This window comes from Lentzea albidocapillata subsp. violacea, from assembly GCF_900100275.1.
GTDB lineage: Bacteria > Actinomycetota > Actinomycetes > Mycobacteriales > Pseudonocardiaceae > Lentzea > Lentzea violacea.
This window is the reverse complement of sequence record NZ_FNET01000009.1, coordinates 145,000-166,080: the sequence shown is the minus strand read 5'-3', so window position 1 is coordinate 166,080 and position 21,081 is coordinate 145,000. Positions and strand designations below refer to the sequence as shown.

Sequence of the window (21,081 nt, the reverse complement as noted above, 5' to 3'; positions counted from 1 at the left end):
TACGACACGAAAAAGCCCCCGACGGTCACGCCGGGGGCTTTTCGAAGTGACTCACGCCTCCAGGCGCTCGCCCGACTCGGGGTGGAACAGGTGAATCTCGGTGGTGTCGCGGACGGCCACCTTGACGTGCTGGCCCAGGGTCGGCGGCGTGCGACCGTCGACGCGGACGACGAAGCGCTGCGACGCGTCGCCGATCTTCACCGCACCGTGCACGAGCGCGTCGGCGCCGAGCTCCTCGACCAGCTCGACTGTCATGTCCATGCCCTCTTCGCCCGACGGCACGATGCCGAGCGCCTCGGGCCGGATGCCGAAGGTGACCTCGTCCAGACCACCGGCGGCGTCGAGCGCGGAACGGGTCAGCGGCACGATGATGCCGTCGAGCTTCGCGCCCTCGGCCGAGATCGGCACGGTCTTGAGGTTCATGGCCGGCGAGCCGATGAAGCCCGCGACGAACGCGTTGGCCGGGCGGTCGTACAGCGCGCGAGGCGTGTCGCACTGCTGCAGCAGGCCGTCCTTGAGCACCGCGACCCGGTGGCCCATCGTCATGGCCTCGACCTGGTCGTGCGTGACGTAGATCGTGGTGGTGCCGAGGCGCTGCTGGAGGGCGGCGATGTTCGCACGCGTCTCGACACGCAGCTTGGCGTCCAGGTTGGACAGCGGCTCGTCCATGAGGAACACGGAGGGCTCACGCACGATGGCGCGGCCCATGGCGACACGCTGACGCTGACCGCCGGAGAGCGCCTTCGGCTTGCGCTCCAGGTACTTCTGCAGGTCGAGCATCTTGGCGGCCTCTTCGACCTTCGCCTTGATCTCGGTCTTCGGCACACCGCGCAGCTTGAGCGCGAAGCCCATGTTCTCCGCGACGGTCATGTGCGGGTACAGCGCGTACGACTGGAACACCATGGCGATGTCCCGGCCCTTCGGCGGCACGTTCGTCACGTCCTTGCCACCGATGTGGATGGCGCCCTCGTCGATGTCCTCCAGACCCGCGAGCATGCGCAGCGCCGTCGACTTACCGGAACCGGACGGACCGACCAGCACCAGGAACTCGCCGTCGCTCACCTCGAGGGAGAGCTCGTCGACCGCCCGCACCGGCGGGTTGCCGGAGAAGATCCGCGACGCCTTGACGTAGGACACCTCTGCCATGTGACGCACCTTTCACCGCTTGTCTGGGCGCGACGTTATGCATTGCAAGCGCTTACGGGAACAGACGTAAGCGCTTACGTTTCGCGGCGGGACAACGTAAGCGCTTACGTCCTCTCAGCCCTTCACGGCGCCGGACGCGAGGCCCTGCACCAGGAACCGCTGCACCAGGTAGAACACGACGATCGCGGGAATCGCGACCAGAATGGACGCGGCGGCGAGGTGCCCCCACTCCGTCCTGTTCTGCTGCACGAACACCTGCAACCCCACGGCCAGCGTCTTCGACTCGTCCGCCGCGGACAGGAACGCCGACGCGAACGCCACCTCGCCCCACGCCGTCAGGAACGCGTAGAACGACGTGACGGCGAGACCCGGCTTGGCCAGCGGCATGATCAGCCGCCAGAACACGCCGAACGGCGACAGGCCGTCCACCCGGCCGGCCTCGTCGATGTCCGACGGCACCGTGTCGAAGTAGCCCTTGAGCATGTACGTGCAGAACGGCACGGCGGTCGTGCAGTAGACGAGCACCAGGCCGAACGAGGTTCCGTTGAGCCCCAAGGCGATGAGGATGTTGTACAGCGGCACGATCAGCACCGCGAACGGGAACATCTGCACCAGCAGGAACGACATCATCAGGCCGCGCTTGCCGGGGAACCGGAACCGCGAGGCCGCGTACCCGGCGGTGGCCGAGATGAAGACGCCGATCACCGTGGTCATCAGGGCGATCACCACGGAGTTGCCGAACCAGGCGAGGAAGTCGCCCTTCTCGCCCGACAGCACACGGGTGTAGTTGTCCAAAGAGGACTCGTTGAACAGCTTCGGCGTCGGCTCGACCGCGCGGGCGTCCGGCTTCAGCGAGGTGACGAACACCCAGAAGACCGGGAACACCGCGATGATCGACGCGACGATCAGGGTGGCGTGCAGGGCGACGGAGGCGCCCTTGGACCGGTCGGTCCTGCGCAGCCGGTTGCCGCCGGCCTGAACGACCTTCAGCGACGATGCGTCGAGCGTCATCACCACACCTCGCCCTGCTTGCGCAGCGCTCGCCGGTAGATCGCGGCGAACACCAACAACACCGAAAGGATCAGCACGCCGTAGGTCGACGCGATGGCGTAGTCGCGGGACGCGCCGGAGAAGAACCGCTCGAACGCGTAGGTGACCAGGATCCGGGCGTTCGGGTTCGGTCCGGCGATCAGGTAGATCACCGGGAACATGTTGAACGTCCAGATGATGCCCAGCAGCACCACCGTCGACGACACCGAACGCAGGCCGGGCAACGTGACGTGCCGGAACCGCTGCCACGGCGTGGCACCGTCCATTTCGGCCGCTTCGTAGAGGTCGCCCGGAATCGACTGCAGGCCGCCGAGAAGCGCCACCATCATGAACGGAACGCCCAGCCAGACGTTGACGATGATCACCGACACCAGCGCCCAGTCCGACTGGCCGAGCCACACCGGGTCGGGCAGGCCGACCGAGCGCAGCAGCTGGTTGATGATCCCGTACTGCGCGTTGAACATGTACTTCCACGCGAACGCGCTGATGAACGCGGGCACGGCCCACGGCAGGATCAGCAGCACGCGGTAGAGCGCGCGGCCGCGCACCTGCCGGTTCAGCAGCAGCGCCAGGCCGAGACCGACGGTGTAGTGCAGGAACACGCAGGAGAAGGTCCAGATCAGCGTGCGGACCAGCGTGCTCCAGAACGCGCCGTACGACTCGCCGCCGGACAGCACGTTGAGGTAGTTCTTGAAGCCCACCACGTCGTAGGTGGCCGGCCGATCGAGGATCGGGTTGGCGATGTTGCCTTCGTTGATGTTCGTGAAGGTGAAGAACACGCCCTGTGCGAGCGGGTAGAGCACCAACACCGCGATGACCACCACGACCGGCAGCACCATCGCGTACGCGTACCAGTACCTGTCCAGGAACCGACGCACCGGGACTCTCCTTCCGGCGAACGGCCGGGGCGGTGAGGCCCCGGCCGTTCAACACGATCAGCCGATCGAGTACTCGGTGACGACCTTCTCCTGGTACGCCTTCGCGACGTCGTCAAGGGCGGTCTTGGCGTCCTTCTTGCCGGCCAGGAAGTCCGCGTAGCCGATCTTCAGCGGGTCGAACAGCTCGCCGCCCTCCGGGATCCACGGACGCTCGTGCGCGACCTTGGTGACCGGCTCGAACGCGGCGACGACGGCGTTGGCCTTGACGTCGGGGTTCTGGTAGGCCGACTTGCGGGTCGGCAGCAGGCCCAGTTCCTTGGCGATGGTCGCCTGCGACTCGACCGAAGCCATGCACTGGATGAACTTGATGGACGACTGCTTCGCCTTGGTGCCCTGGCGGATCACGTAGTCGTGGCCACCGACCGGCGCGCTGCCCTTGCCCGCGGTCGGGCCGGGGACCGCGGCGATGCCGAGGTTCGAGGCGTCGGTGAACGCGGCGCCCTTGAGGTAGTCGGCGACGGCCCACGGACCGTTGATGACCATGGCGGCCTCACCGCTGGAGAACGCGGCCTGCATGTTCGAGTAGGAGTTCGTCGCGTCGAGCGCCGTGGTGGCGGCCTTGGCGTCGAGCAGGCCCTTCGCGGTCTCCAGCGCCTTCACGTTCTGCGCGGAGTTCACGACGATCTTCTTGGCGGACGCGTCGACCAGGTCGCCGCCCTCGCCGTAGATGAACGGCAGCGCGTAGTACGCGTCGTTGTTGAGGAAGAACGCCTTCTCGCCACCCAGCTTGGGGGCGGCGGCCTTGAGCTCGTCCCACGTCTTCGGCGGCTCGACACCGGCGTCGGCGAGCTTCTTCTTGTTGTAGAGCAACGCGAGCGAGTCGGTCACCTGCGGCACCGCGTAGGTCTTGCCCTCGTACTTCGTGGAGCCCAGCGGGGCCTCCAGGAAGTCGGAGGTGTCCTTCGCGAGGTCGGTGTCGGACAGGTCGGCGACGTAGCTCAGCTTCGCGAGCTGCGGCACCCACGCGACCTCGGAGCGGAAGACGTCGGGGCCCTGGCCACCCTGGGCCGCGGTCTTGTAGTTGTTGAGCGCGCCGTCGAAGGCCTGCGTCTCGACCTTGACCTTGTAGCCGTCCTTGGTGGCACAGCCTTCCGCGATCTTCTTGAAGACCGGGCTCTCGTTGGGACCACTGGTGTCCCAGAAGGTCACCTCGCCCGAGTCGGATCCGCTGTTGCTGCTCGATCCACCGCTTCCGCAGGCGGTGAGCACGAGGGCGACACCCGTCGCCATGGCGGTCACGAGGGTTGTCCGTCGCATCGTTGCTGCCGTTCCCTCCAGCTGGGGCCTCATCTCCGAGTGAGACGAGGGTCTTGCAAGGTTTTGCGAAGATGTTGCGGGCGATTTCACTACCAGAACCATGGTCAGGTCAAGACATGGACCGTAACCAAGCCGTAACGGCTCCGTCTTGCAAACGCGCGTTGCAAAATTTTTCCTAACACGGCAGGCTTGCGCCGAACCTGATCTGAGCTGGGAGGCAACGTGTCCGGACTGTCCGAGATCGCGAGGGCAGCCGGGGTGTCCATCTCGACCGTGAGCCGTGTTCTCAACAGGCGCGCCGGTGTGAACGAGGAGACCCGGCAGCGGGTGCTGTCGGTCCTCGCGGAGATGCCGTACACCCCGCGCGGCCTCGGTGCGTTGCAACGCACCGGCGTGATCGGCCTCCTCGTGCCGGAGCTCTCGAACCCGGTCTTCCCCGCGTTCGCCGAGGCGCTGGAGACGCGGGCCGCGCGCCTGGGCTACTCGTCGCTGCTGTGCAACACCCGCAGCGGCGCCCCGATGGGCGAGGAGGAGTACGTCCGGATGCTCCTGGCCCGCGGGGTCGAGGGCATGGTGTTCGTGTCACCGGAGATCACCAACGTCGAGGTGCCGCTCGGCCAGGCGCCGCGGCCGAGCTACTACGCGAAGCTGCTGGCGGACGGCGTCCACATGGTGTTCCTGAACGGCGCCACGCCCGCGCTGGACGTGCCCGACGTGACGGTCGACGAGCAGCTCGCGGGCTACATGGCGACCAGGCACCTGATCGAGCTCGGGCACCGGCGGATCGGGTTCGTCTCGGGCCCCGCGCGTTCGCTGCCGTCCCGGCTCAAGCGCGCCGGCTGGGCCGCGGCGCTCGAGGAGGACCACCTGCCGGCGGGTTCGGAGTACGTCTCACACGCGTCGTTCAGCGCGGAGGGCGGCGGTCAGGCCGTGGCGCGACTGCTCGACACGGTGAGCCCGACGGCGGTGATCTGCTCCTCCGACCACATGGCGCTCGGCGTCATGCGGGAGGCACACCAAAGAGGGATTTCGGTACCCGGGGAGCTGTCGGTCGTCGGGTTCGACGACATTCCATTGGCTGCCTATTCGTCGCCCGCTTTGACCACGCTCGCGCAGCCGATCGAGGAGATGGCGGCGGCCGCGATCGACGAGCTCGTGCTGCGTCTGGACCCGGATCGCCGCAGGCAGAGCACCGACAACTACACCCGTGTCTTCCGGCCGCGGCTCGTCGTCAGGGAATCGTCTGCGCCTCCGAAACGAGATGACCGATTGCCCTAATTGGTCTGGACCAACTTCTGAACAAGGCAGATGGGCCAACCAGGGCGGATGCGTCATTTGAGGGACGCAGGTCACCCTGACTTCACGTATTGGTTCTGAACCGTTACGGTCCTTTCATGGCGCGGTCGATGCATGTGCGACGTCCGGCAACGTTGGCCTCTCTGGCCGCTGAGCTGGGCGTTTCCCGGACAACGGTGTCCAACGCGTACAACCGGCCCGACCAGCTCTCTCCCGAGCTGCGTCGGCGGGTGTTGGACACGGCCCGAAGGCTGGGTTATCCCGGCCCGGATCCTGTGGCGCGCTCGTTGCGCACGCGCAAAGCCGGGGCGGTGGGTCTGTTGCTCACCGAGAACCTCTCGTACGCGTTCCGCGACCCGGCCGCGATCGGGTTCCTGGAGGGCCTCGCGCTCGCGTGCGAGGACGCCGGAACCGGTCTGCTGCTGGTGCCCGCCAACCCCGAACGCGAGGACGTCGCGTCCGTCCACCGCGCCGGTGTCGACGGCTTCGTCGTCTACTCGGTGCCGGACGACGACCCGCACCTCGCCGCCGTGCTGGAACGCCCGGTGCCCACCGTCGTCTGCGACCAGCCGGACCTCGGCACCGTGGACCGCGTCGGCATCGACGACCGCGGCGCGATGTACGAGCTCGCGAAGCACCTCATCGGGCTGGGCCACCGCCGCATCGGCGTCGTGTGCATGCGTCTCGCACGTGACCGCAATGACGGCTTCGTGACGCCGGACCGCCAGCACGCCGCCCACTTCCACGTGCAGCGCAACCGCCTGTCCGGCCTGGCCGAGGCGTTCAGCGAGGCCGGCGTCGACTGGTCGCAGGTGCCCGTGGCCGAGCGCTTCGACCACAACACGGCCTCCGGCGCGTCCGGTGCGGCCCAGGTCCTCGACCGCGACCCGCAGATCACCGCGCTGATCTGCACCTCGGACGTGCTCGCCCTGGGCGCCATGACCGAGGCCGGCCGCCGTGGCCTGCGCGTGCCGCACGACATCACCGTGACCGGCTTCGACGGCATCCGCGCCGGCGAGGAGGCCGGGCTCACCACGGTCCGTCAGCCCGTGCTGGAGAAGGGCCGGGCGGCGGGCAAGCTGCTGCTCGACGCGAACGAGCGGACGCGCCCGCGGTCGGTGAACCTCGCCACCGAGCTGATCATCGGCAAGACGTCGGCGCCGCCGCGCGGTGGTGCCGAGGAGCGTTGGTTCGGGCCGTGATCAGTGCTCGCGAGGACTAGTGCTCGAGCCTGAAGACGGTGGGTGAGCTGGCCTTCCCGGCCAGCTTCGCCACCAGCAGATAGTCACCGGGCCCGACGCGCGTGTGGGCCCCGCACCCCGGCTTCGAGGTGGAGCCCGCCCACTTCGTGCCGTAGTTGAAGGTCTCCTTCGGCTGCATCACGCGGGTCTCCGTGCCCACCGCCGAGAGGCAGTGGTTGCTCGACCACAGCACCGTCGCGCCGTCCGCGGTCAGCACCGTGAGCTCGCGGTGCTGGCGCCCGATGTCCCTGATGCACGGCACCGGCCCGGTGTTGACCACGTCCATGGACAGTTCCGGCTGGTCACCGATGGTGTAGAAGGGCTTGTTCGCCTTCGCCACGACCCCGATCACGTCGTCCGGGCAGGGCTGCGGCGGTCCGGGAGGCGGGGGCGGCGGCGTGGTCTCCGTCGGCGAGGGCGGCGGGGTCGTTGATGAGGACGACGCGGCCGCAGGACTCTCGGACAGGCTCGGCGGCGGGTTCGAGGACGACGCCGCGGCGGCGTTCGTGGGCTGCGTGGTCTCGGCGTCGGAGCCGAACATCCCGACGATCCAGATCACGACCAGGAGTGTGACCAGCGCGGCCCCGATCGCGGCGAGACGGCGGCGCCAGTACACCGTGGGCGACAGCGGACCTGTGGGCTCGATCACGGCCCGAACGTAACTCGACCAGGTCTGATCCAGCGGTAGGCGAGCATCGCTCGATCCGGTGAACGTGATATTGAGCGGAAACCCCTTGTGAACGTGCGCTAACTCCGGTTCCAATCGACGCGGGGTCCGCCGGTAGGCCATGGAGGTGTGTCACATGACCGCGATCGACGAACTGCTCAAGCGGAACTACGAGCTCGGGAACGTGGTTCCCGGAGACCGTTCGTCCGCGAAGCCGTCCCTGCAGGTGGCGATTCTGACCTGCATGGACTCGCGCATCCGGGTGTTCGAGATCTTCGGTTTGAAGCAGGGTGAGGCGCACGTGCTGCGCAACGCGGGTGGTGTCGTCACCGACGACGCGATCCGATCGCTCGCGCTGAGCCAGCGCAAGCTCGGCACGCGCGAGGTCCTGCTCGTGCACCACACGAACTGCGGCCTGGAGATGGTGACCGAGGACGACTTCAAGGACGAGCTGGAGGCCGACACCGGTCTTCGCCCGACCTGGGCCGTCGAGGCGTTCAAGGTCGTCGAGCAGAGCGTGCGCGGGTCGATGGCCCGCCTTCGCCACAGCGCGTTCATTCCGCACACCGACAAGGTCCGCGGGTTCGTCTACGACGTGCACACCGGTGAGCTGCGCGAGGTCGACGCCGCCGAGTCGCAGGCCGCCTGAGGTTTCGTTGTGAAGGGCCCCCTTCGGGGGGCCTTTTCGTTGCGCGACAATGGCGGGCGATGAATCACGAGTTGCTGCTGGGCTGGTGGGACACCGCGGCCCGAGACCTGCCGTGGCGCCGTCCTTCGTGCACCGCCTGGGGTGTGCTGGTCAGCGAGATCATGCTGCAGCAGACGCCCGTCTCCCGCGTCGAACCGATCTGGCACGAGTGGCTGGCACGCTGGCCCGTGCCGTCCGCGATGGCGGCCTCCTCGCAGGGTGAAGTCCTGCGGATGTGGGGCAAGCTCGGCTATCCGCGGCGTGCCATGCGGTTGCACGAGGCCGCCACCGCCATCGCCCGCGACCACGGCGACGTGGTGCCGTCGGACATCGAGACGCTGGAGTCACTGCCCGGCATCGGCAGCTACACGGCTCGTGCGGTGGCCACGTTCGCGTACGGGCAGAAGTGTGCCGTCGTCGACACGAACGTCCGGCGCGTGGTCGCGCGCGCTGTGCACGGGGCCGGGGACGCGGGGCCGCCGTCCACCAAGCGCGATCTCCGTGACGTCGAGGCGATCCTGCCCTCGTCGCGGGAGGACGCTGCGGTGTTCTCGGCGGCGTTGATGGAACTCGGCGCGTTGATCTGCACGGCGAAGAACCAGAAGTGCGCGGACTGCCCGTTGTTCGCCGAGTGCGCGTGGCAGCTGGCTGGGCGGCCTGCCTATGCGGGGCCGGAGAAGAAGGTGCAGAAGTTCGCCGGCACCGACCGTCAGGTGCGGGGCAGGCTGCTGGACGTGCTGCGGGGTGCGCCGGGGCCGGTGCCCAAGATCCAGCTCGACATCGTCTGGAACGACGTGACGCAGCGCGAGAAGTGCCTGGTCTCGCTGCTGGACGACGGCCTGGTCGAGCAAACGCGGGACGGCCTGTTCGCGCTACCTGGGGAGCACTGAATGCACGCGCTGGTGGCGTTCTTCGACGACGAGGCGGACAAGAAGGTCCGCGACCTGCAGCAACGCATCGGCGCGAAGCACAACTACCCGCCGCACCTCACCTACGCCGTCGCGAGCGCCATCGGCCCCAAGGTCCGCAAGGAACTGCGAGAGGACCTCGGCCGGCTCTGGCTGCCGGACCTCTACCTGCACTCCCTCAGCACGTTCTCGACGGCCGACAACGTGCTGATGCTGTCGGCCGTGGTGGACACCGAGCTGCTGGCCGTGCACTCCGCCATCCACGACGTGCTGGCGAGCAACGTGAAGAACCCGAGCGCCTACTACCTGCCGGGCAACTGGGTGCCGCACTGCACGCTCGCGCACGACATCGACGACGACGCGATGAAGGCCGCGTTCGCCGCGATCTTCCCGGTCGAGCCGATCCGCGCGAAGGTCCGCGAGGTGTCGATCGTCGACACTCAGACCGGCGAGATCGACGTGCTCAAGAAGGCCTCCACAGCACCCCGGTAGACCCACGGCGCGCTGTCGTGCACGACGTGCCCGGCCTCCTCGACGTAAAGGTAGTGGCCTCGGGAACGCCGCGCTGCCTCCTCCATCTGCCCTGGTAGCTGGCCGCCCCTGCCCGCCTCGATCACCAGCGACGGGCACTCGACGGCGTCGATGAAGTCCCAGTACGCCCGCGTGCCCCAGTGGCCGGCGATCTCGTACAGGTCGTCCATCTCGGCGATCAGGTGCCAGCCGTCCTCGCGTTCCTCGAAGTACTCGGCGAACAGCGGCGCGCCGAAGTACGACGTCACGTGCCCGAGCGACTGGAAGGGCACCGGCCAGGCGTCGAAGAGCCACTTCCACTCGTCGATCGTCCTGCCCCTGTTGTCCGGGGCGAAGTCCTCGACCACAATCGCGCTCACCAGGTCCGGTCGGGTCGCCGCGAGACACCACGCGTGCAGCCCGCCCATGGAGTGCCCGATCACCACGGCGGGCCCGAGGTCGAGGTCCTCGATCGCCGTGGCGGCGTCAGCGACGAAGTCCTCGGTGCGGAACGGTCCCCGCCGCGGGTTGCGGCCGTGCCCGCGCTGGTCGAAGCCGACCACGCGCCCGAACGGCCTGAGCCACTGCGCGACCGGCCACCAGGCGGTGGCCCTGCTCATCAGACCGTGCAGGAGCAGTACGCCTTGACCCGTTCCGCCGAACTCCACCACCGACACAGGGATGATTAACGCATGAAGGCCCGCCCGTACCTGATCGCCCTGGTGTTGGTCGTGCTCGTCGCAGGTCTGCTCGTGGTGTTCAGAACGCCGGACGGCGGCCCCGCGCAGCAGGCGCGCCAGGAGACGTCGCCGCAGGCCGCGGTGGAGGCAGGGGCGGGCGCGGGCGACGCGTACTACCCGACGGACGGCAACAGCGGCTACGACGTCACGCTCTACGACCTGGCGATCACCTACGACCCTGGGTCCAGGAAGCTCGACGGCGTCGCCACCATCACCGCGACCGCGGCCCAGGATCTCTCGCGCTTCAACCTCGACCTCGAGGGCCTGAAGGTCAGCGAGGTGAAGGTCGGCGGGCAGCCCGCGAAGTTCGTGCAGGAAGGCGACCACGAGCTGGTGATCACGCCTGCCTCGCCGCTCGCGAAGAGCAAGCCCTTCACCACCGTCGTCACCTACGGCGGCGAGCCCACGACGATCAACGACGCCTCGCTGGGCCGCAGCGGCTGGCAGATCTCGTCCACCGGCGGCGCGTTCGCCGCAGGTCAGCCGCACTCCGCGACGACGTGGTTCCCGGCCAACGACACCCCGCGCGACAAGGCGGCGCTGAAGGTCGCGGCCCGCGTCCCGGACGGCTGGACGGCGATCTCGAACGGCCTCGAAGGCCCCGCGACCCGCGACGGCGGCTGGACGACGTTCACCTGGTCGGAGGAGACGCCGCTCGCGACCTACCTGGCCACCGTGGCGATCGACAAGTTCGAGGTCGTGCGCTCGAAGCTGCCCGACGGCACGCCGGTCGTCGACGCGTACGCGCCCGGCACGTCCGCCACCAAGAAGCCGATCCAGTCGCAGGGACCGGAGGTCCTCGCGTACCTGGAGACGAAGTTCGGCCCGTACCCGCAGCGCGCGGCGGGCAGCATCTGGGTCGCGGACCAGATCGGGTTCTCGCTGGAGACCCAGACCCGTCCGATCTACGCCGCCTGGGCCGACCTGGAGACGGTCGTGCACGAGAACGCCCACCAGTGGTTCGGCGACTCGGTGTCGATCGAGAACTGGGCGGACATCTGCCTGAACGAGTGCCTCGCGTCCTACGCCCAGTGGCTGTGGCTGGAGAAGGAGGGCACGGACCTCGACCAGCGCTACCGCGACAACGTGGAGCAGCGGCGCGACCGGGCGGCGTTCTGGGCGCCGAAGCTCTACGACATGGGCAAGGGCAACGAGTTCCGCGGCGTCTACGACAAGGGCCTGATGGGCATGCACGCGCTGCGCAAGCAGGTCGGTGACGACGTGTTCTTCAAGGCGCTGCAGACGTGGCTGGTGAAGCACCGCGACGGCAACGCCTCGTGGCCGGAGTTCGAGGAGCACTTCAAAGCCGCGTCCGGGCAGCCGCTGGACGGGTTCTTCGCGGCGTGGTTCCGCGAGTCGGGCATTCCGGAAGATCAGTACCTGCTGCCTGTCGGTGTTCGTCGCTAGGCTGGTCGGCATGGCAGTCGTGAAGATCAACGCGATCAAGGTTCCCGAGGGCAACGGCCCCGAGCTCGAGAAGCGGTTCGCCGCCCGGCTGGGCGCGGTCGACAACCAGCCCGGCTTCCTCGGCTTCGAGCTCCTGCGCCCCGTCGCGGGCGAGGACCGCTACTTCGTCGTCACGCACTGGGAGACCGACGAGGCCTTCACCGCGTGGCGCGACGGTGAGGCCGGTGCGGCCGCTCACTCGGGTGAGCGCGCACGGCCCGTGTCGAGCGGTGCCGACCTGCTGGAGTTCGAGGTCGTGCTGGGGAGCAAGCCCAAGAAGTGATCGAGGAGGCCTACGACAGAGCCGCCGAGCTGATCGCCGGCGCGGACGCCGTGCTCGTCTGCGCCGGTGCCGGCATAGGGGTCGACTCGGGTCTTCCCGACTTCCGCGGCACCGAGGGCTTCTGGCGGGCGTACCCGCCCTACGAGCGGCTCGGGCTGAAGTTCGAGGAGATCGCCGACCCCGTGCACTTCGCCGACGATCCCGCGCTGGCGTGGGGTTTCTACGGCCATCGGCTCGGCCTGTACCGCGCGACCGTGCCGCACGAGGGTTTCGCCGTGCTGCGGTCATGGGGTGCGCGCGTTTTCACGTCCAATGTGGACGGACAGTTCCAGAAAGCGGGTTTCGCGGACGTCGCCGAGGTCCACGGGTCGATCCACCACGCCCAGTGCGTGGAGCCGTGCACGGACGAGATCTGGGAGTGCTCGTTCGACGTCGCAGTCGATCCGGCGACGATGCGGGCGACCGGCGAACTGCCGTCGTGCCCGTCGTGCGGCGGGCTGGCGCGGCCCAACATCCTGATGTTCGGCGACTGGGGCTGGGTGCCGCACCGCAGCCAGCGGCAGCTGGACGAGCTGACGGCGTGGCGCAGGAACCAGCGCAGGCTCGTCGTGGTGGAGGTCGGTGCCGGCACCGCCGTGCCGACCGTGCGGCGTCACGCCGAGTTGGCCAGCGCGGCGAACGGTGCGTTGATCCGGATCAACGTCCGCGAGCCGGAGGTCCGGCACGGCCGCGGGGTGTCGCTGCCGGTCGGCGCGCTGGAAGCCCTCACAGCCTTGGCACGACGAACTGCGTGACGACGGCCCGGTGGTCGCTGCCGGGCACGTCGAACACGTCCAGCGTGTCCACCAGAATCTTCGAGTCCACCAGCACGTGGTCGATGGTGACCGGCGGCGGCCAGAACCCGCTGGCACTCGGCCAGGTGTGGATCAGCCCCTTGCCGACCTGGTCGGCCGCGTCCACGTAACCCTTGTTCAGCAGCCGCGTGAGGCCGACATGGTCAAGCGTGGCGTTGAAGTCGCCGGCGAGCACCCTGATCGCACCGGTCGAGTCGGGCGCGGGCAACCCGGCGAGCTCTCGTTGCCACGGCTCGGGTCCGTCGGTGACGACCGGCGGCAACGGGTGCACCGAGACGACCTCGATGTCCTTGCCCGGCAGGTCGACGAGCGCACCGGCCTGCTGCAACGAGCCCGGCGGCGTCAGGTTGCGCCGCGAGAGCGGGAACCGGGACGCGATGCCGCTGCCCGACCCGCCCGGTTCGTCGAGGAACACCCGGTTGGGCAGCACCTGGCGCAGACCCGCCCGGTCGAGGTCGCCCACCATCTGCGGCGTCAGCTCCTGCATCGCCAGGATGTCGATGTTGCGCTTCCTGACCTCCTGCACGATGAACTGCGCGTCCGCGATGCCGGTGAGCAGGTTCGACGTCATCAGTCTGACCTGCTGCCCCACCCCGTTCGGCCGTGCGTCGGAGAACGCCCGCGGCGCCACGTTCGCGGCCAGCACGACCGCCACCAGCGTCATCGTCAGCCCGATGACCCACCGCTTGCGGAACAACGCGAACAACCCGATGACCAGGCCCACGACGGTGATGTACGGGGTCAGCGACGTCGCGGCGATCATGTACCGCGTGCCGTCGATGCCGAGCAGCCTGACCAGCGCCGCCATGACGAACGCCATCGCGCACACGACCAGCAGGAACGTGGCGAAACCGCTTCGGGCCGGCTTCACCTCGGTGGTGACCACGCCGTGCAGTGTGCCCGAGCGCGCGTCGGTCTCCGGTGTGGTGTGCACAGCCAAGAGACGGTCGATGGCGGGGTTCCGTTGCCTCAGGCAGTGACCTCCGGATGCGTCGGCTGAGCACCGGGCATGCGTTCGAGCAGCCCGGTGATCGCGTCGACGGTCTGCAGCACGACCTTCGGATCGATCGGCCCCACCGCCACCGAGTAGGCGATGCCCGCTTCGACCGTGAGAGGCCGCAGGTTGGACGCCCGCGACTCACCCAGCAGCCGGTCGACGGCCGCGGGGGTGAACATCGCGGCCGCCCGGTGCGGATCGGCGGTGAACACCAGGAACAACTGGTCCGCGCTGGCGGGCAGCCTCAGCTCCTGCCACTGCGGCTGCGGGCCGGCGGCGACGGTCTGGGGCATCTCGCCCACCCAGCTCCGCGCGCCGCTGCCCCCTGCCCAACTGCTGGAGACGAGCTTCAGCGGCACCAGGTTCGCCGTCGCCACCTCGATCCGGTGCTCGACATGGGTGACCACCTTGTCCTGCGTGGACGCGCTGTCCAGCTCGATCGACGCCTCGGTCACCCGCACCCGCCAGCCGTGCCGGTCGAAGTCGAGCGCGTGGTCGAACCTCGCCTCCGACGCCCGGCGCAGCCAGCCGAGCACGTTGCCGTGCTCCTGCGCGAACGGGCGGCGCAGGTCAGCGGACCAAGCGCTCGCGACCGTGAGGGTCCCGCCCATGCTCGCCGCGAACTTGGCCAGCCCGGCCGCGTGGTCGAGGGCCTCCTTGCGGTCCGCGCGCCACCGCCACCAGAACATCAGTGCCAACAGCGCCACCAGGATCAGCACGAGCAGTCCGAGCTTGAGCTTCCACGGTTCCATGTCGTCGGTTCCTCGATCGATCAGATGTCGAGGTAGCCCTCGATGCGCTGCTTCGAGTGATCAGAGCCGGTCTGGTCGTACGAGTTGGCCTTGTCGTTCATGCCCTGGTTGCGCAGGCCCTTCTCGTGCGTCGGGTTGACCTGCGCCAGCGCCTCGTTGCCGGCGGCGTCCACCATCGACTTGCCGAAACCCTGCTGCACCCGCTCACCGATCATGCCGTCCTTGCTGTTCAGACGGGTGATCGGGTTGGTCTTGATCTTCTGCAGCTTGCTGAGACCCTCGAGCTTCACGTCGGCCGCCTGGCTCGCGACCTTCTTGTCCGCCATGGACTTCTGGAACGCGGTCTTCACGTTCTTGAGGCGGGCGCCGAGGTTGCGGAGGAACTGCATGATCTTCTGCAGGAACTGGCGCAGCTTGGCGACGATGCGGGACACGCGACCTGCCGTCGACGCCACGCGGACGCCGGTGGCGGCCCCGGCCGCGGCGGTGGAGGCGCCGAAACTCGGTACCGCGGCGGCCAGTGCCGGGATCCAGATCATGATCAGCCAGGTGATCAGCTCGGTGAGGATGGCCTTGATGATGTCCTCGATGATCGTCATGATCATGCTGGAGATCATCAGCATCTCGGCCAGCTCACCGGCCTGGCCAGCCACGCCGTCGATGCCGTTGGCGAACTCGCCCAGCTTCGTGCTGGCGACCTCGGACGTCTCGCCGCCCCAGCTCTGCACGGAGCTCGACAGGTCGGAGTCGAACGTCTCGCGCAGCTTGCCGATGCCCTCGGCGATGGCACCGTAGTTCTCGCCCGCCTGGGACAGTGCCGGGCCGTCGCCGCTGACGAAGTGGATCGCGTCTTCCAGCGGCTGACACACACTGATCAGGAAGTTCAGCCCCTGACCGACCAGCCAGCCGATCGGGTCCATCGCGATGCCCTGGGCGGCGGTGCCGACCGCGCTGATCAGCGCGCTGCCCTCGGAGGCCAGCGCGGCGCTGCCTCCGGTCTCGTTGCTCTTGCCCAGTGCCTCTTTCGTCTTGAGATAGCTGCCGTAGAAGGGCGCAGCCTCGGCCGCTTTCTGGCCGGTGGTCTTCTCGCCAACGGTGATCTTGACCCCGCCGGCCTCGAAATCCTCTTCCGCCATGCCGACGCCCTACTTCCCGCTGATCTCGATCTGGACGCCGTTGAAGATCGCCTCCAGCGCGTCCTCCTGGTCCTGGTAGCCCTGCGCGGTGCCGCGGAACTTGTCGCCGGCCGACTGCAGACCGTTCTGCAGGTCCTTCATCAGTTCCTTGAGGTCGCCGAGCATCTGGTCGTACTCGTCCTTGACGAACAGGCCGACGATGCCCCACGACTTCTGGCCGACGTCCGCCTTGTCCACGAGCCCGGCGATCTCACCAGCCGTGCCCTTGTGGCCGTCCAGCTTGCCCGCGAACGCCCTCAGTTCCTCGGGGTTGACTTCGAAGGTGCCGCTCATCGCCCGTCCTCATCGTCGTAGAGGTTCAGGTAGCCGCCCTGCTTCGGCGGCGCCGGGGGCGGCGGCTGGGGCGACCGCGACTGCCACGAGTCGCCGCGGAGCACGTTCTGGTCGGAGAAGTCCTCGCCGGACTCCGGGGCCTGCCTGCGCGGCGGCGGAGGAGGCGCCTGGCGGACCGGCCCTCCCTGCGGCGCGGGCGGAGGCGGCGGAGGCATCGGGGGTCGTTGCGGCGCAGGGGCCGCCGTCTCCTCCTCGGTCACCCGCTGAAGGTCCTCTTTGGACATGCCGAAGAGCTGCGCCTGGGTTTCCAGGACCTGGTCCTTGAGGTGCATGTCGTCACCCAGCGCACCCTCGACGATCCCCGCCTGGCGGCGCGCGGCTTCCGCGACCGCCTTCTGCAGCGTGGACATCAGCTCGGCGGCCAGCGCGTGCGGTGGGCGGCGCATGGCCTGGTCCGTGAGCCTGATGTCCTTGATCGAACCGGACGGTCCCGCAACGACGGTGACTGCTCTGTCGGACGACGTGGCCACGGCTTCCATGTCCGCCAACTGCTGTTGCATCTCGTCGATGTTGGCGAACTGCTGGTCCACGCGATGCATCTGGGACTGGAACCGCTCGAACTGAGCGACCAGCTGGTCGAACTCGGCCGACACTCTGAGACCTCCCTCAAGTTCTCTCATAGTCACCGTGAGCAGCGATTGTCGACAACGATCGGCCGCCTTGGAGGCGGAACGATCAAATCCACACTGCGTTGTGATCCGACGAACTGGGCGCCGATCCGGTTCCACACAGACGAAACGGCCCCCAGGATTCCTGGGGGCCGTTCGCGTAATGCTGGTCAGGTCACTCGGACTCGTTCGCCGGAGCGTCCTGCGACTCGGCGGCGGGCGCCGAGGCGGTGAGGTCGACGGGCGGGGCGTCGGGCACGCGGTTCGGCTTGGCCTCGCCGCGGAACACGAACTTCGCCTTGTCGTGCTGGTCGGACTCACCGTCCCAGCCCTCGACGTCGGTGAGGATGATCTGGCCCGGCTGGATCTCGCCGAACAGGATCTTCTCCGACAGGGTGTCCTCGATCTCGCGCTGGATCGTCCTGCGCAACGGGCGGGCGCCCAGCACCGGGTCGAAGCCGCGCTTCGCGAGGAGCATCTTCGCGCGATCCGTGAGCTCGATCGCCATGTCCTTGTTCTTCAGCTGCGTCTCGACGCGGGCGATCATCAGGTCCACCATCTTGATGATCTCGTCCTGAGTCAGCTGGTGGAAGACGATGATGTCGTCGATGCGGTTGAGGAACTCGGGCCGGAAGTGCTTCTTCAGCTCGTCGTTGACCTTGTTCTTCATACGCTCGTAGTTGGACGCGGTGTCCTGACCCGAGGTGAAGCCGAGGCCGACGGCCTTGCTGATGTCCGACGTGCCCAGGTTCGACGTGAAGATGATGACGGTGTTCTTGAAGTCCACCGTCCGGCCCTGACCGTCGGTCAGGCGGCCGTCCTCCAGCACCTGGAGCAGCGTGTTGTAGACCTCCTGGTGGGCCTTCTCGATCTCGTCGAACAGCACGACGGAGAACGGCTTGCGGCGCACCTTCTCGGTGAGCTGGCCGCCCTCTTCGTAGCCGACGTAACCGGGAGGGGCACCGAAGAGCCGCGACGCGGTGTACCGGTCGTGGAACTCGCCCATGTCGATCTGGATGAGCGCGTCGTCCTCGCCGAACAGGAAGTTCGCGAGCGCCTTCGAGAGCTCGGTCTTACCGACACCGGACGGGCCGGCGAAGATGAACGAGCCCGAGGGACGCTTCGGGTCCTTCAGACCGGCGCGGGTGCGGCGGATCGCCTGCGACACGGCCTTGACCGCGTCGACCTGGCCGATGATCCGCTTGTGCAGCTCGTCCTCCATGCGGAGCAGACGCGTGGTCTCCTCCTCGGTGAGCTTGAACACCGGGATGCCGGTCCAGTTGGCGAGGACCTCGGCGATCTGCTCGTCGTCGACCTCCGCGACGACGTCCAGGTCACCGTCCTTCCACTGCTTCTCCCGCTCGGCCTTCTGGCCCAGGAGCTGCTTCTCCGCGTCACGCAGCTTCGCCGCGCGCTCGAAGTCCTGCGCGTCGATCGCGGACTCCTTGTCGCGACGGACGTCCGCGATCTTCTCGTCGAACTCGCGCAGGTCTGGCGGCGCGGTCATCCGGCGGATGCGCATGCGCGCGCCGGCCTCGTCGATGAGGTCGATCGCCTTGTCGGGCAGGAACCGGTCGTTGATGTACCGGTCGGCCAGCGTGGCGGCGGCGACCAGCGCGGAGTCGGTGATCGAGACGCGGTGGTGCGCCTCGTACCGGTCGCGCAGGCCCTTGAGGATCTCGATGGTGTGCTCGAGCGACGGCTCGCCCACCTGGATCGGCTGGAAGCGGCGCTCCAGCGCGGGGTCCTTCTCGACGTGCTTGCGGTACTCGTCGAGGGTGGTGGCACCGATCGTCTGCAGCTCACCACGAGCCAGCATCGGCTTCAGAATGCTCGCGGCGTCGATCGCGCCCTCGGCGGCACCCGCACCGACGAGGGTGTGGATCTCGTCGATGAACAGGATGATGTCGCCGCGCGTGCGGATCTCCTTGAGGACCTTCTTCAGGCGCTCTTCGAAGTCACCGCGGTAGCGCGAGCCCGCGACCAGCGAGCCGAGGTCGAGCGTGTAGAGCTGCTTGTCCTTGAGCGTCTCGGGCACCTCGCCCTTGACGACCATCTGCGCCAGCCCCTCGACGACGGCGGTCTTGCCGACGCCGGGCTCGCCGATGAGGACCGGGTTGTTCTTGGTGCGGCGGGACAGCACCTGCATGACCCGCTCGATCTCCTTGGCCCGCCCGATGACCGGGTCGAGCTTGCCTTCACGGGCAGAGGCCGTGAGGTTGCGCCCGAACTGGTCGAGCACCAAGGACGACGACGGCGTGCCTTCGCCACGACCGGTCGACTCCGCCGCGCCCTTCTCGGTGGAGTAACCGGACAGCAGCTGCAGCACCTGCTGACGCACCCGGTTGAGGTCGGCCCCGAGCTTCACGAGGACCTGGGCGGCGACGCCCTCGCCCTCGCGGATCAGGCCGAGCAGGATGTGCTCGGTGCCGATGTAGTTGTGGCCGAGCTGAAGCGCCTCGCGCAGCGAGAGCTCCAGGACCTTCTTCGCACGGGGGGTGAAGGGGATGTGTCCACTCGGAGCCTGCTGGCCCTGGCCGATGATCTCCTCGACCTGCTGGCGGACGCCCTCCAGCGCAATCCCCAACGACTCCAGCGCCTTGGCGGCGACACCTTCACCCTCGTGGATCAGACCCAGGAGGATGTGCTCGGTGCCGATGTAGTTGTGGTTGAGCATCCGTGCCTCTTCTTGGGCAAGGACAACCACCCGCCTCGCGCGGTCGGTGAACCTTTCGAACATTCGCACTCCCTGACTGCTGCGTCGGCGGTCCTCGGCTCCACCGATCTACCCTGGTGAGCGCGGCACCGTGGCTCCACTGTAGTGGGCGGTCCCGAGGCCTGTGGCTCCCATCAGCGGCAAGCCGCGTCCGGCGAACATTGACATCGGCATCAACGCAGGTCGGAAGCAACGGATTCCACAGATCGGGCGATGTCCGCTCAACGCGAACAACCGACCATTGAGCGATACTCCTGTGACCGGGCACACCTGAAGAGGCGAAGGAAGGGAGATCCCAGGTAAGGTTAGGCAAGCCTGATACGCATGAGATTGGACTTGCGCGTTGACCGTACCTGCGAGGGTCTCACAGCAGAACCCGCGTGCGCTCACGCCACTGGCCGAATCCATCGCCCGCCTGCGGACCGGCACCGAGATCGTCTTCGGCACCCCGCCCGACGACTGGACGATCTGCTCGGACCTGCTGGCGGAGCCCACCCGGTTCGACCTGTGGCGCAAGGACCTCGCGGAGTGGATGGTCGAGCAGTACGGCGAGTCCGACGACCGCGCGACCGCCGGCTACGTAATGGGCTGGTACCTGCACCAGCCCGGCTACCTGGCAGGCCTCCTCTTCCACACGGCCCGCCGCGTACCAACCCTCAAGCCTTCAGACATGGCGTTCCACCTCAACACGGCAGGCCGCCCGCACCCCGACGGCATGGCCCTGATGTGCGACGAGTTCGCCTGCCTCCCGGACGACCCGGCGTCAAACCACCCAGCAGCGACCGTAGTAGCCAACGAAGCAGCCCTGGCAGCAATCCTGCGCGCCCGCTACGCAGCACACGCAGCCCAGTTCGTAGCCTCGTTCGGCCAGGTGGTCCGCTTCGGCCGCCGCCAACTCTGGGCAGCAGCAACCGACATGCTCGAATACGGCCCGTGGGCAGCAGGCCGCCTGTTCGGCGACGAGAACGCAGGCGTAACCGACGCCGCGATGATCCTCCCCGAAAAACTGGAACCGTTCGTGGCAGCCTCGTCCCTGCACTTCACCGACGAGGGCTGGAAGCGCAAGCGAAACAGCTGCTGCTTCCACTACGTCCTGCCAAACGCAGAACCGTGCACGGCTTGCCCCCGCACCACCTGCAACAACTAACGCCCGCCTGATCGCACGCGACGCCGCAGGCGAGCCGTCCTTACCGCGCGGGCCAGGCGGTGGGGTCCCATCACGAGTCGCGCCATAGCTCTTGCTGCATGCAGGTAGGGGTGTCAACTCGACACGCTTTTCGTCGAGTTGACACCCCTACCTGCATGTGGCCCGCTCTTGGCTCGGCTCGTGATGGGACCCCACCGCCAACGCAACCCTCAAAGCAACAGGCAGCCGCCCACAGCAACAGGCGTGCCATCAACCCACAGGCGGCGCTACCCCCTGATCAGATTGCCGGGGGTCTGGGGGCAGCGCCC

Annotated in this window: 21 protein-coding genes; 9 read left to right on the top strand and 12 right to left on the bottom strand. The window is 68.0% G+C overall.

Features of this window, described 5'->3' with window-relative positions; genetic code table 11:
• Positions 1 to 51 precede the first annotated feature (51 nt).
• The 4 genes from BLR21_RS21425 to BLR21_RS21410 all read right to left on the bottom strand — a co-directional run bounded on the left by BLR21_RS21425 (position 52) and on the right by BLR21_RS21410 (position 4,391).
• Positions 52 to 1,146 (bottom strand): ABC transporter ATP-binding protein, encoded by a 1,095-nt coding sequence (locus tag BLR21_RS21425; RefSeq protein WP_090007589.1) that lies wholly within the window; start codon positions 1,144 to 1,146, stop codon positions 52 to 54.
• A gap of 114 nt (positions 1,147 to 1,260) precedes the next feature.
• On the bottom strand, positions 1,261 to 2,157 hold the full coding sequence (locus BLR21_RS21420) for a sugar ABC transporter permease (protein WP_090007812.1): 897 nt from the start codon (positions 2,155 to 2,157) through the stop codon (positions 1,261 to 1,263).
• Positions 2,157 to 3,074 carry a carbohydrate ABC transporter permease gene (locus BLR21_RS21415; protein ID WP_256334841.1) on the bottom strand — a complete coding sequence of 306 codons (918 nt, stop codon included), beginning with the start codon at positions 3,072 to 3,074 and terminating at the stop codon, positions 2,157 to 2,159. Before BLR21_RS21415 ends, BLR21_RS21420 begins: the two co-directional genes overlap by 1 nt.
• Before the next feature lie 57 nt (positions 3,075 to 3,131).
• Positions 3,132 to 4,391, bottom strand: a complete 1,260-nt coding sequence (locus BLR21_RS21410; protein WP_090007588.1) for an extracellular solute-binding protein — start codon at positions 4,389 to 4,391, stop codon at positions 3,132 to 3,134.
• 222 nt (positions 4,392 to 4,613) lie between these two features.
• Between BLR21_RS21410 and BLR21_RS21405 the strand changes: the two genes are divergently transcribed.
• On the top strand, positions 4,614 to 5,669 hold the full coding sequence (locus BLR21_RS21405) for a LacI family DNA-binding transcriptional regulator (RefSeq protein ID WP_090007587.1): 1,056 nt from the start codon (positions 4,614 to 4,616) through the stop codon (positions 5,667 to 5,669).
• A gap of 116 nt (positions 5,670 to 5,785) precedes the next feature.
• Positions 5,786 to 6,889, top strand: a complete 1,104-nt coding sequence (locus BLR21_RS21400; RefSeq protein ID WP_090007808.1) for a LacI family DNA-binding transcriptional regulator — start codon at positions 5,786 to 5,788, stop codon at positions 6,887 to 6,889.
• A 16-nt stretch (positions 6,890 to 6,905) separates the two neighbouring features.
• Here the strand turns inward: BLR21_RS21400 and BLR21_RS41725 are convergent, their stop codons facing one another.
• Positions 6,906 to 7,577: a hypothetical protein gene (locus BLR21_RS41725; protein WP_143027806.1), complete on the bottom strand. Its 672-nt coding sequence runs from the start codon at positions 7,575 to 7,577 to the stop codon at positions 6,906 to 6,908.
• Between the two features lie 154 nt (positions 7,578 to 7,731).
• Here BLR21_RS41725 and BLR21_RS21385 point away from each other — a divergent pair, with 154 nt between their 5' ends.
• From BLR21_RS21385 to BLR21_RS21375, 3 genes are read left to right on the top strand one after another with little or no spacing between them, the layout of a single operon-like run.
• Entirely contained in the window at positions 7,732 to 8,244 is a 513-nt protein-coding gene (locus BLR21_RS21385) for a beta-class carbonic anhydrase (RefSeq protein WP_090007584.1), read from the top strand.
• A gap of 59 nt (positions 8,245 to 8,303) precedes the next feature.
• Positions 8,304 to 9,173, top strand: coding sequence for an HhH-GPD family protein (locus BLR21_RS21380; RefSeq protein ID WP_090007583.1), 870 nt, complete (start codon positions 8,304 to 8,306; stop codon positions 9,171 to 9,173).
• Entirely contained in the window at positions 9,174 to 9,683 is a 510-nt protein-coding gene (locus tag BLR21_RS21375; protein ID WP_090007582.1) for a 2'-5' RNA ligase family protein, read from the top strand.
• Here the strand turns inward: BLR21_RS21375 and BLR21_RS21370 are convergent.
• Positions 9,632 to 10,378 (bottom strand): alpha/beta fold hydrolase, encoded by a 747-nt coding sequence (locus tag BLR21_RS21370; protein WP_030480512.1) that lies wholly within the window; start codon positions 10,376 to 10,378, stop codon positions 9,632 to 9,634. The genes BLR21_RS21375 and BLR21_RS21370 overlap by 52 nt on opposite strands.
• Before the next feature lie 15 nt (positions 10,379 to 10,393).
• Here BLR21_RS21370 and BLR21_RS21365 point away from each other — a divergent pair, with 15 nt between their 5' ends.
• Genes BLR21_RS21365 through BLR21_RS21355 form a run of 3 tightly spaced genes read left to right on the top strand, consistent with a single transcriptional unit; the run spans position 10,394 to position 12,964 of the window.
• Positions 10,394 to 11,848: a M1 family metallopeptidase gene (locus BLR21_RS21365; RefSeq protein WP_090007581.1), complete on the top strand. Its 1,455-nt coding sequence runs from the start codon at positions 10,394 to 10,396 to the stop codon at positions 11,846 to 11,848.
• Between the two features lie 10 nt (positions 11,849 to 11,858).
• On the top strand, positions 11,859 to 12,170 hold the full coding sequence (locus BLR21_RS21360; RefSeq protein WP_090007804.1) for an antibiotic biosynthesis monooxygenase family protein: 312 nt from the start codon (positions 11,859 to 11,861) through the stop codon (positions 12,168 to 12,170).
• Positions 12,170 to 12,964 carry an SIR2 family NAD-dependent protein deacylase gene (locus BLR21_RS21355; protein WP_090007800.1) on the top strand — a complete coding sequence of 265 codons (795 nt, stop codon included), beginning with the start codon at positions 12,170 to 12,172 and terminating at the stop codon, positions 12,962 to 12,964. Before BLR21_RS21360 ends, BLR21_RS21355 begins: the two co-directional genes overlap by 1 nt.
• Here BLR21_RS21355 and BLR21_RS21350 read toward each other — a convergent pair.
• The 6 genes from BLR21_RS21350 to BLR21_RS21325 all read right to left on the bottom strand — a co-directional run bounded on the left by BLR21_RS21350 (position 12,936) and on the right by BLR21_RS21325 (position 19,650).
• On the bottom strand, positions 12,936 to 13,958 hold the full coding sequence (locus BLR21_RS21350) for an endonuclease/exonuclease/phosphatase family protein (protein ID WP_256334840.1): 1,023 nt from the start codon (positions 13,956 to 13,958) through the stop codon (positions 12,936 to 12,938). The genes BLR21_RS21355 and BLR21_RS21350 overlap by 29 nt on opposite strands.
• A gap of 35 nt (positions 13,959 to 13,993) precedes the next feature.
• Positions 13,994 to 14,773 carry a hypothetical protein gene (locus tag BLR21_RS21345; RefSeq protein ID WP_090007580.1) on the bottom strand — a complete coding sequence of 260 codons (780 nt, stop codon included), beginning with the start codon at positions 14,771 to 14,773 and terminating at the stop codon, positions 13,994 to 13,996.
• A 20-nt stretch (positions 14,774 to 14,793) separates the two neighbouring features.
• Positions 14,794 to 15,909: a hypothetical protein gene (locus BLR21_RS21340; RefSeq protein ID WP_090007579.1), complete on the bottom strand. Its 1,116-nt coding sequence runs from the start codon at positions 15,907 to 15,909 to the stop codon at positions 14,794 to 14,796.
• Positions 15,910 to 15,918: 9 nt separating this feature from the next.
• Positions 15,919 to 16,242: a WXG100 family type VII secretion target gene (locus tag BLR21_RS21335; protein WP_090007578.1), complete on the bottom strand. Its 324-nt coding sequence runs from the start codon at positions 16,240 to 16,242 to the stop codon at positions 15,919 to 15,921.
• Positions 16,239 to 16,895, bottom strand: coding sequence for a YbaB/EbfC family nucleoid-associated protein (locus BLR21_RS21330; RefSeq protein ID WP_090007577.1), 657 nt, complete (start codon positions 16,893 to 16,895; stop codon positions 16,239 to 16,241). Before BLR21_RS21330 ends, BLR21_RS21335 begins: the two co-directional genes overlap by 4 nt.
• Before the next feature lie 190 nt (positions 16,896 to 17,085).
• Complete coding sequence (locus tag BLR21_RS21325; RefSeq protein ID WP_090007576.1) at positions 17,086 to 19,650, bottom strand: ATP-dependent Clp protease ATP-binding subunit; 2,565 nt, start codon at positions 19,648 to 19,650, stop codon at positions 17,086 to 17,088.
• Positions 19,651 to 19,969: 319 nt separating this feature from the next.
• Here BLR21_RS21325 and BLR21_RS21320 point away from each other — a divergent pair, with 319 nt between their 5' ends.
• Complete coding sequence (locus BLR21_RS21320) at positions 19,970 to 20,773, top strand: (2Fe-2S)-binding protein (protein WP_090007575.1); 804 nt, start codon at positions 19,970 to 19,972, stop codon at positions 20,771 to 20,773.
• The last annotated feature ends 308 nt before the right edge of the window (positions 20,774 to 21,081 follow it).

Bases quoted from the DNA above. Each gene is read 5' to 3' on its own strand.
- BLR21_RS21360 (WP_090007804.1), top strand. From the start codon at position 11,859: ATGGCAGTCGTGAAGATCAACGCGATCAAGGTTCCCGAGGGCAACGGC.
- BLR21_RS21410 (WP_090007588.1), bottom strand. From the start codon at position 4,391: ATGCGACGGACAACCCTCGTGACCGCCATGGCGACGGGTGTCGCCCTC.
- BLR21_RS21345 (WP_090007580.1), bottom strand. From the start codon at position 14,773: ATGGAACCGTGGAAGCTCAAGCTCGGACTGCTCGTGCTGATCCTGGTG.
- BLR21_RS21420 (WP_090007812.1), bottom strand. From the start codon at position 2,157: ATGACGCTCGACGCATCGTCGCTGAAGGTCGTTCAGGCCGGCGGCAAC.
- BLR21_RS21335 (WP_090007578.1), bottom strand. From the start codon at position 16,242: ATGAGCGGCACCTTCGAAGTCAACCCCGAGGAACTGAGGGCGTTCGCG.
- BLR21_RS21425 (WP_090007589.1), bottom strand. From the start codon at position 1,146: ATGGCAGAGGTGTCCTACGTCAAGGCGTCGCGGATCTTCTCCGGCAAC.
- BLR21_RS21325 (WP_090007576.1), bottom strand. From the start codon at position 19,650: ATGTTCGAAAGGTTCACCGACCGCGCGAGGCGGGTGGTTGTCCTTGCC.
- BLR21_RS21375 (WP_090007582.1), top strand. From the start codon at position 9,174: ATGCACGCGCTGGTGGCGTTCTTCGACGACGAGGCGGACAAGAAGGTC.
- BLR21_RS21400 (WP_090007808.1), top strand. From the start codon at position 5,786: ATGGCGCGGTCGATGCATGTGCGACGTCCGGCAACGTTGGCCTCTCTG.
- BLR21_RS21385 (WP_090007584.1), top strand. From the start codon at position 7,732: ATGACCGCGATCGACGAACTGCTCAAGCGGAACTACGAGCTCGGGAAC.
- BLR21_RS21340 (WP_090007579.1), bottom strand. From the start codon at position 15,909: ATGGCGGAAGAGGATTTCGAGGCCGGCGGGGTCAAGATCACCGTTGGC.
- BLR21_RS21365 (WP_090007581.1), top strand. From the start codon at position 10,394: ATGAAGGCCCGCCCGTACCTGATCGCCCTGGTGTTGGTCGTGCTCGTC.
- BLR21_RS21380 (WP_090007583.1), top strand. From the start codon at position 8,304: ATGAATCACGAGTTGCTGCTGGGCTGGTGGGACACCGCGGCCCGAGAC.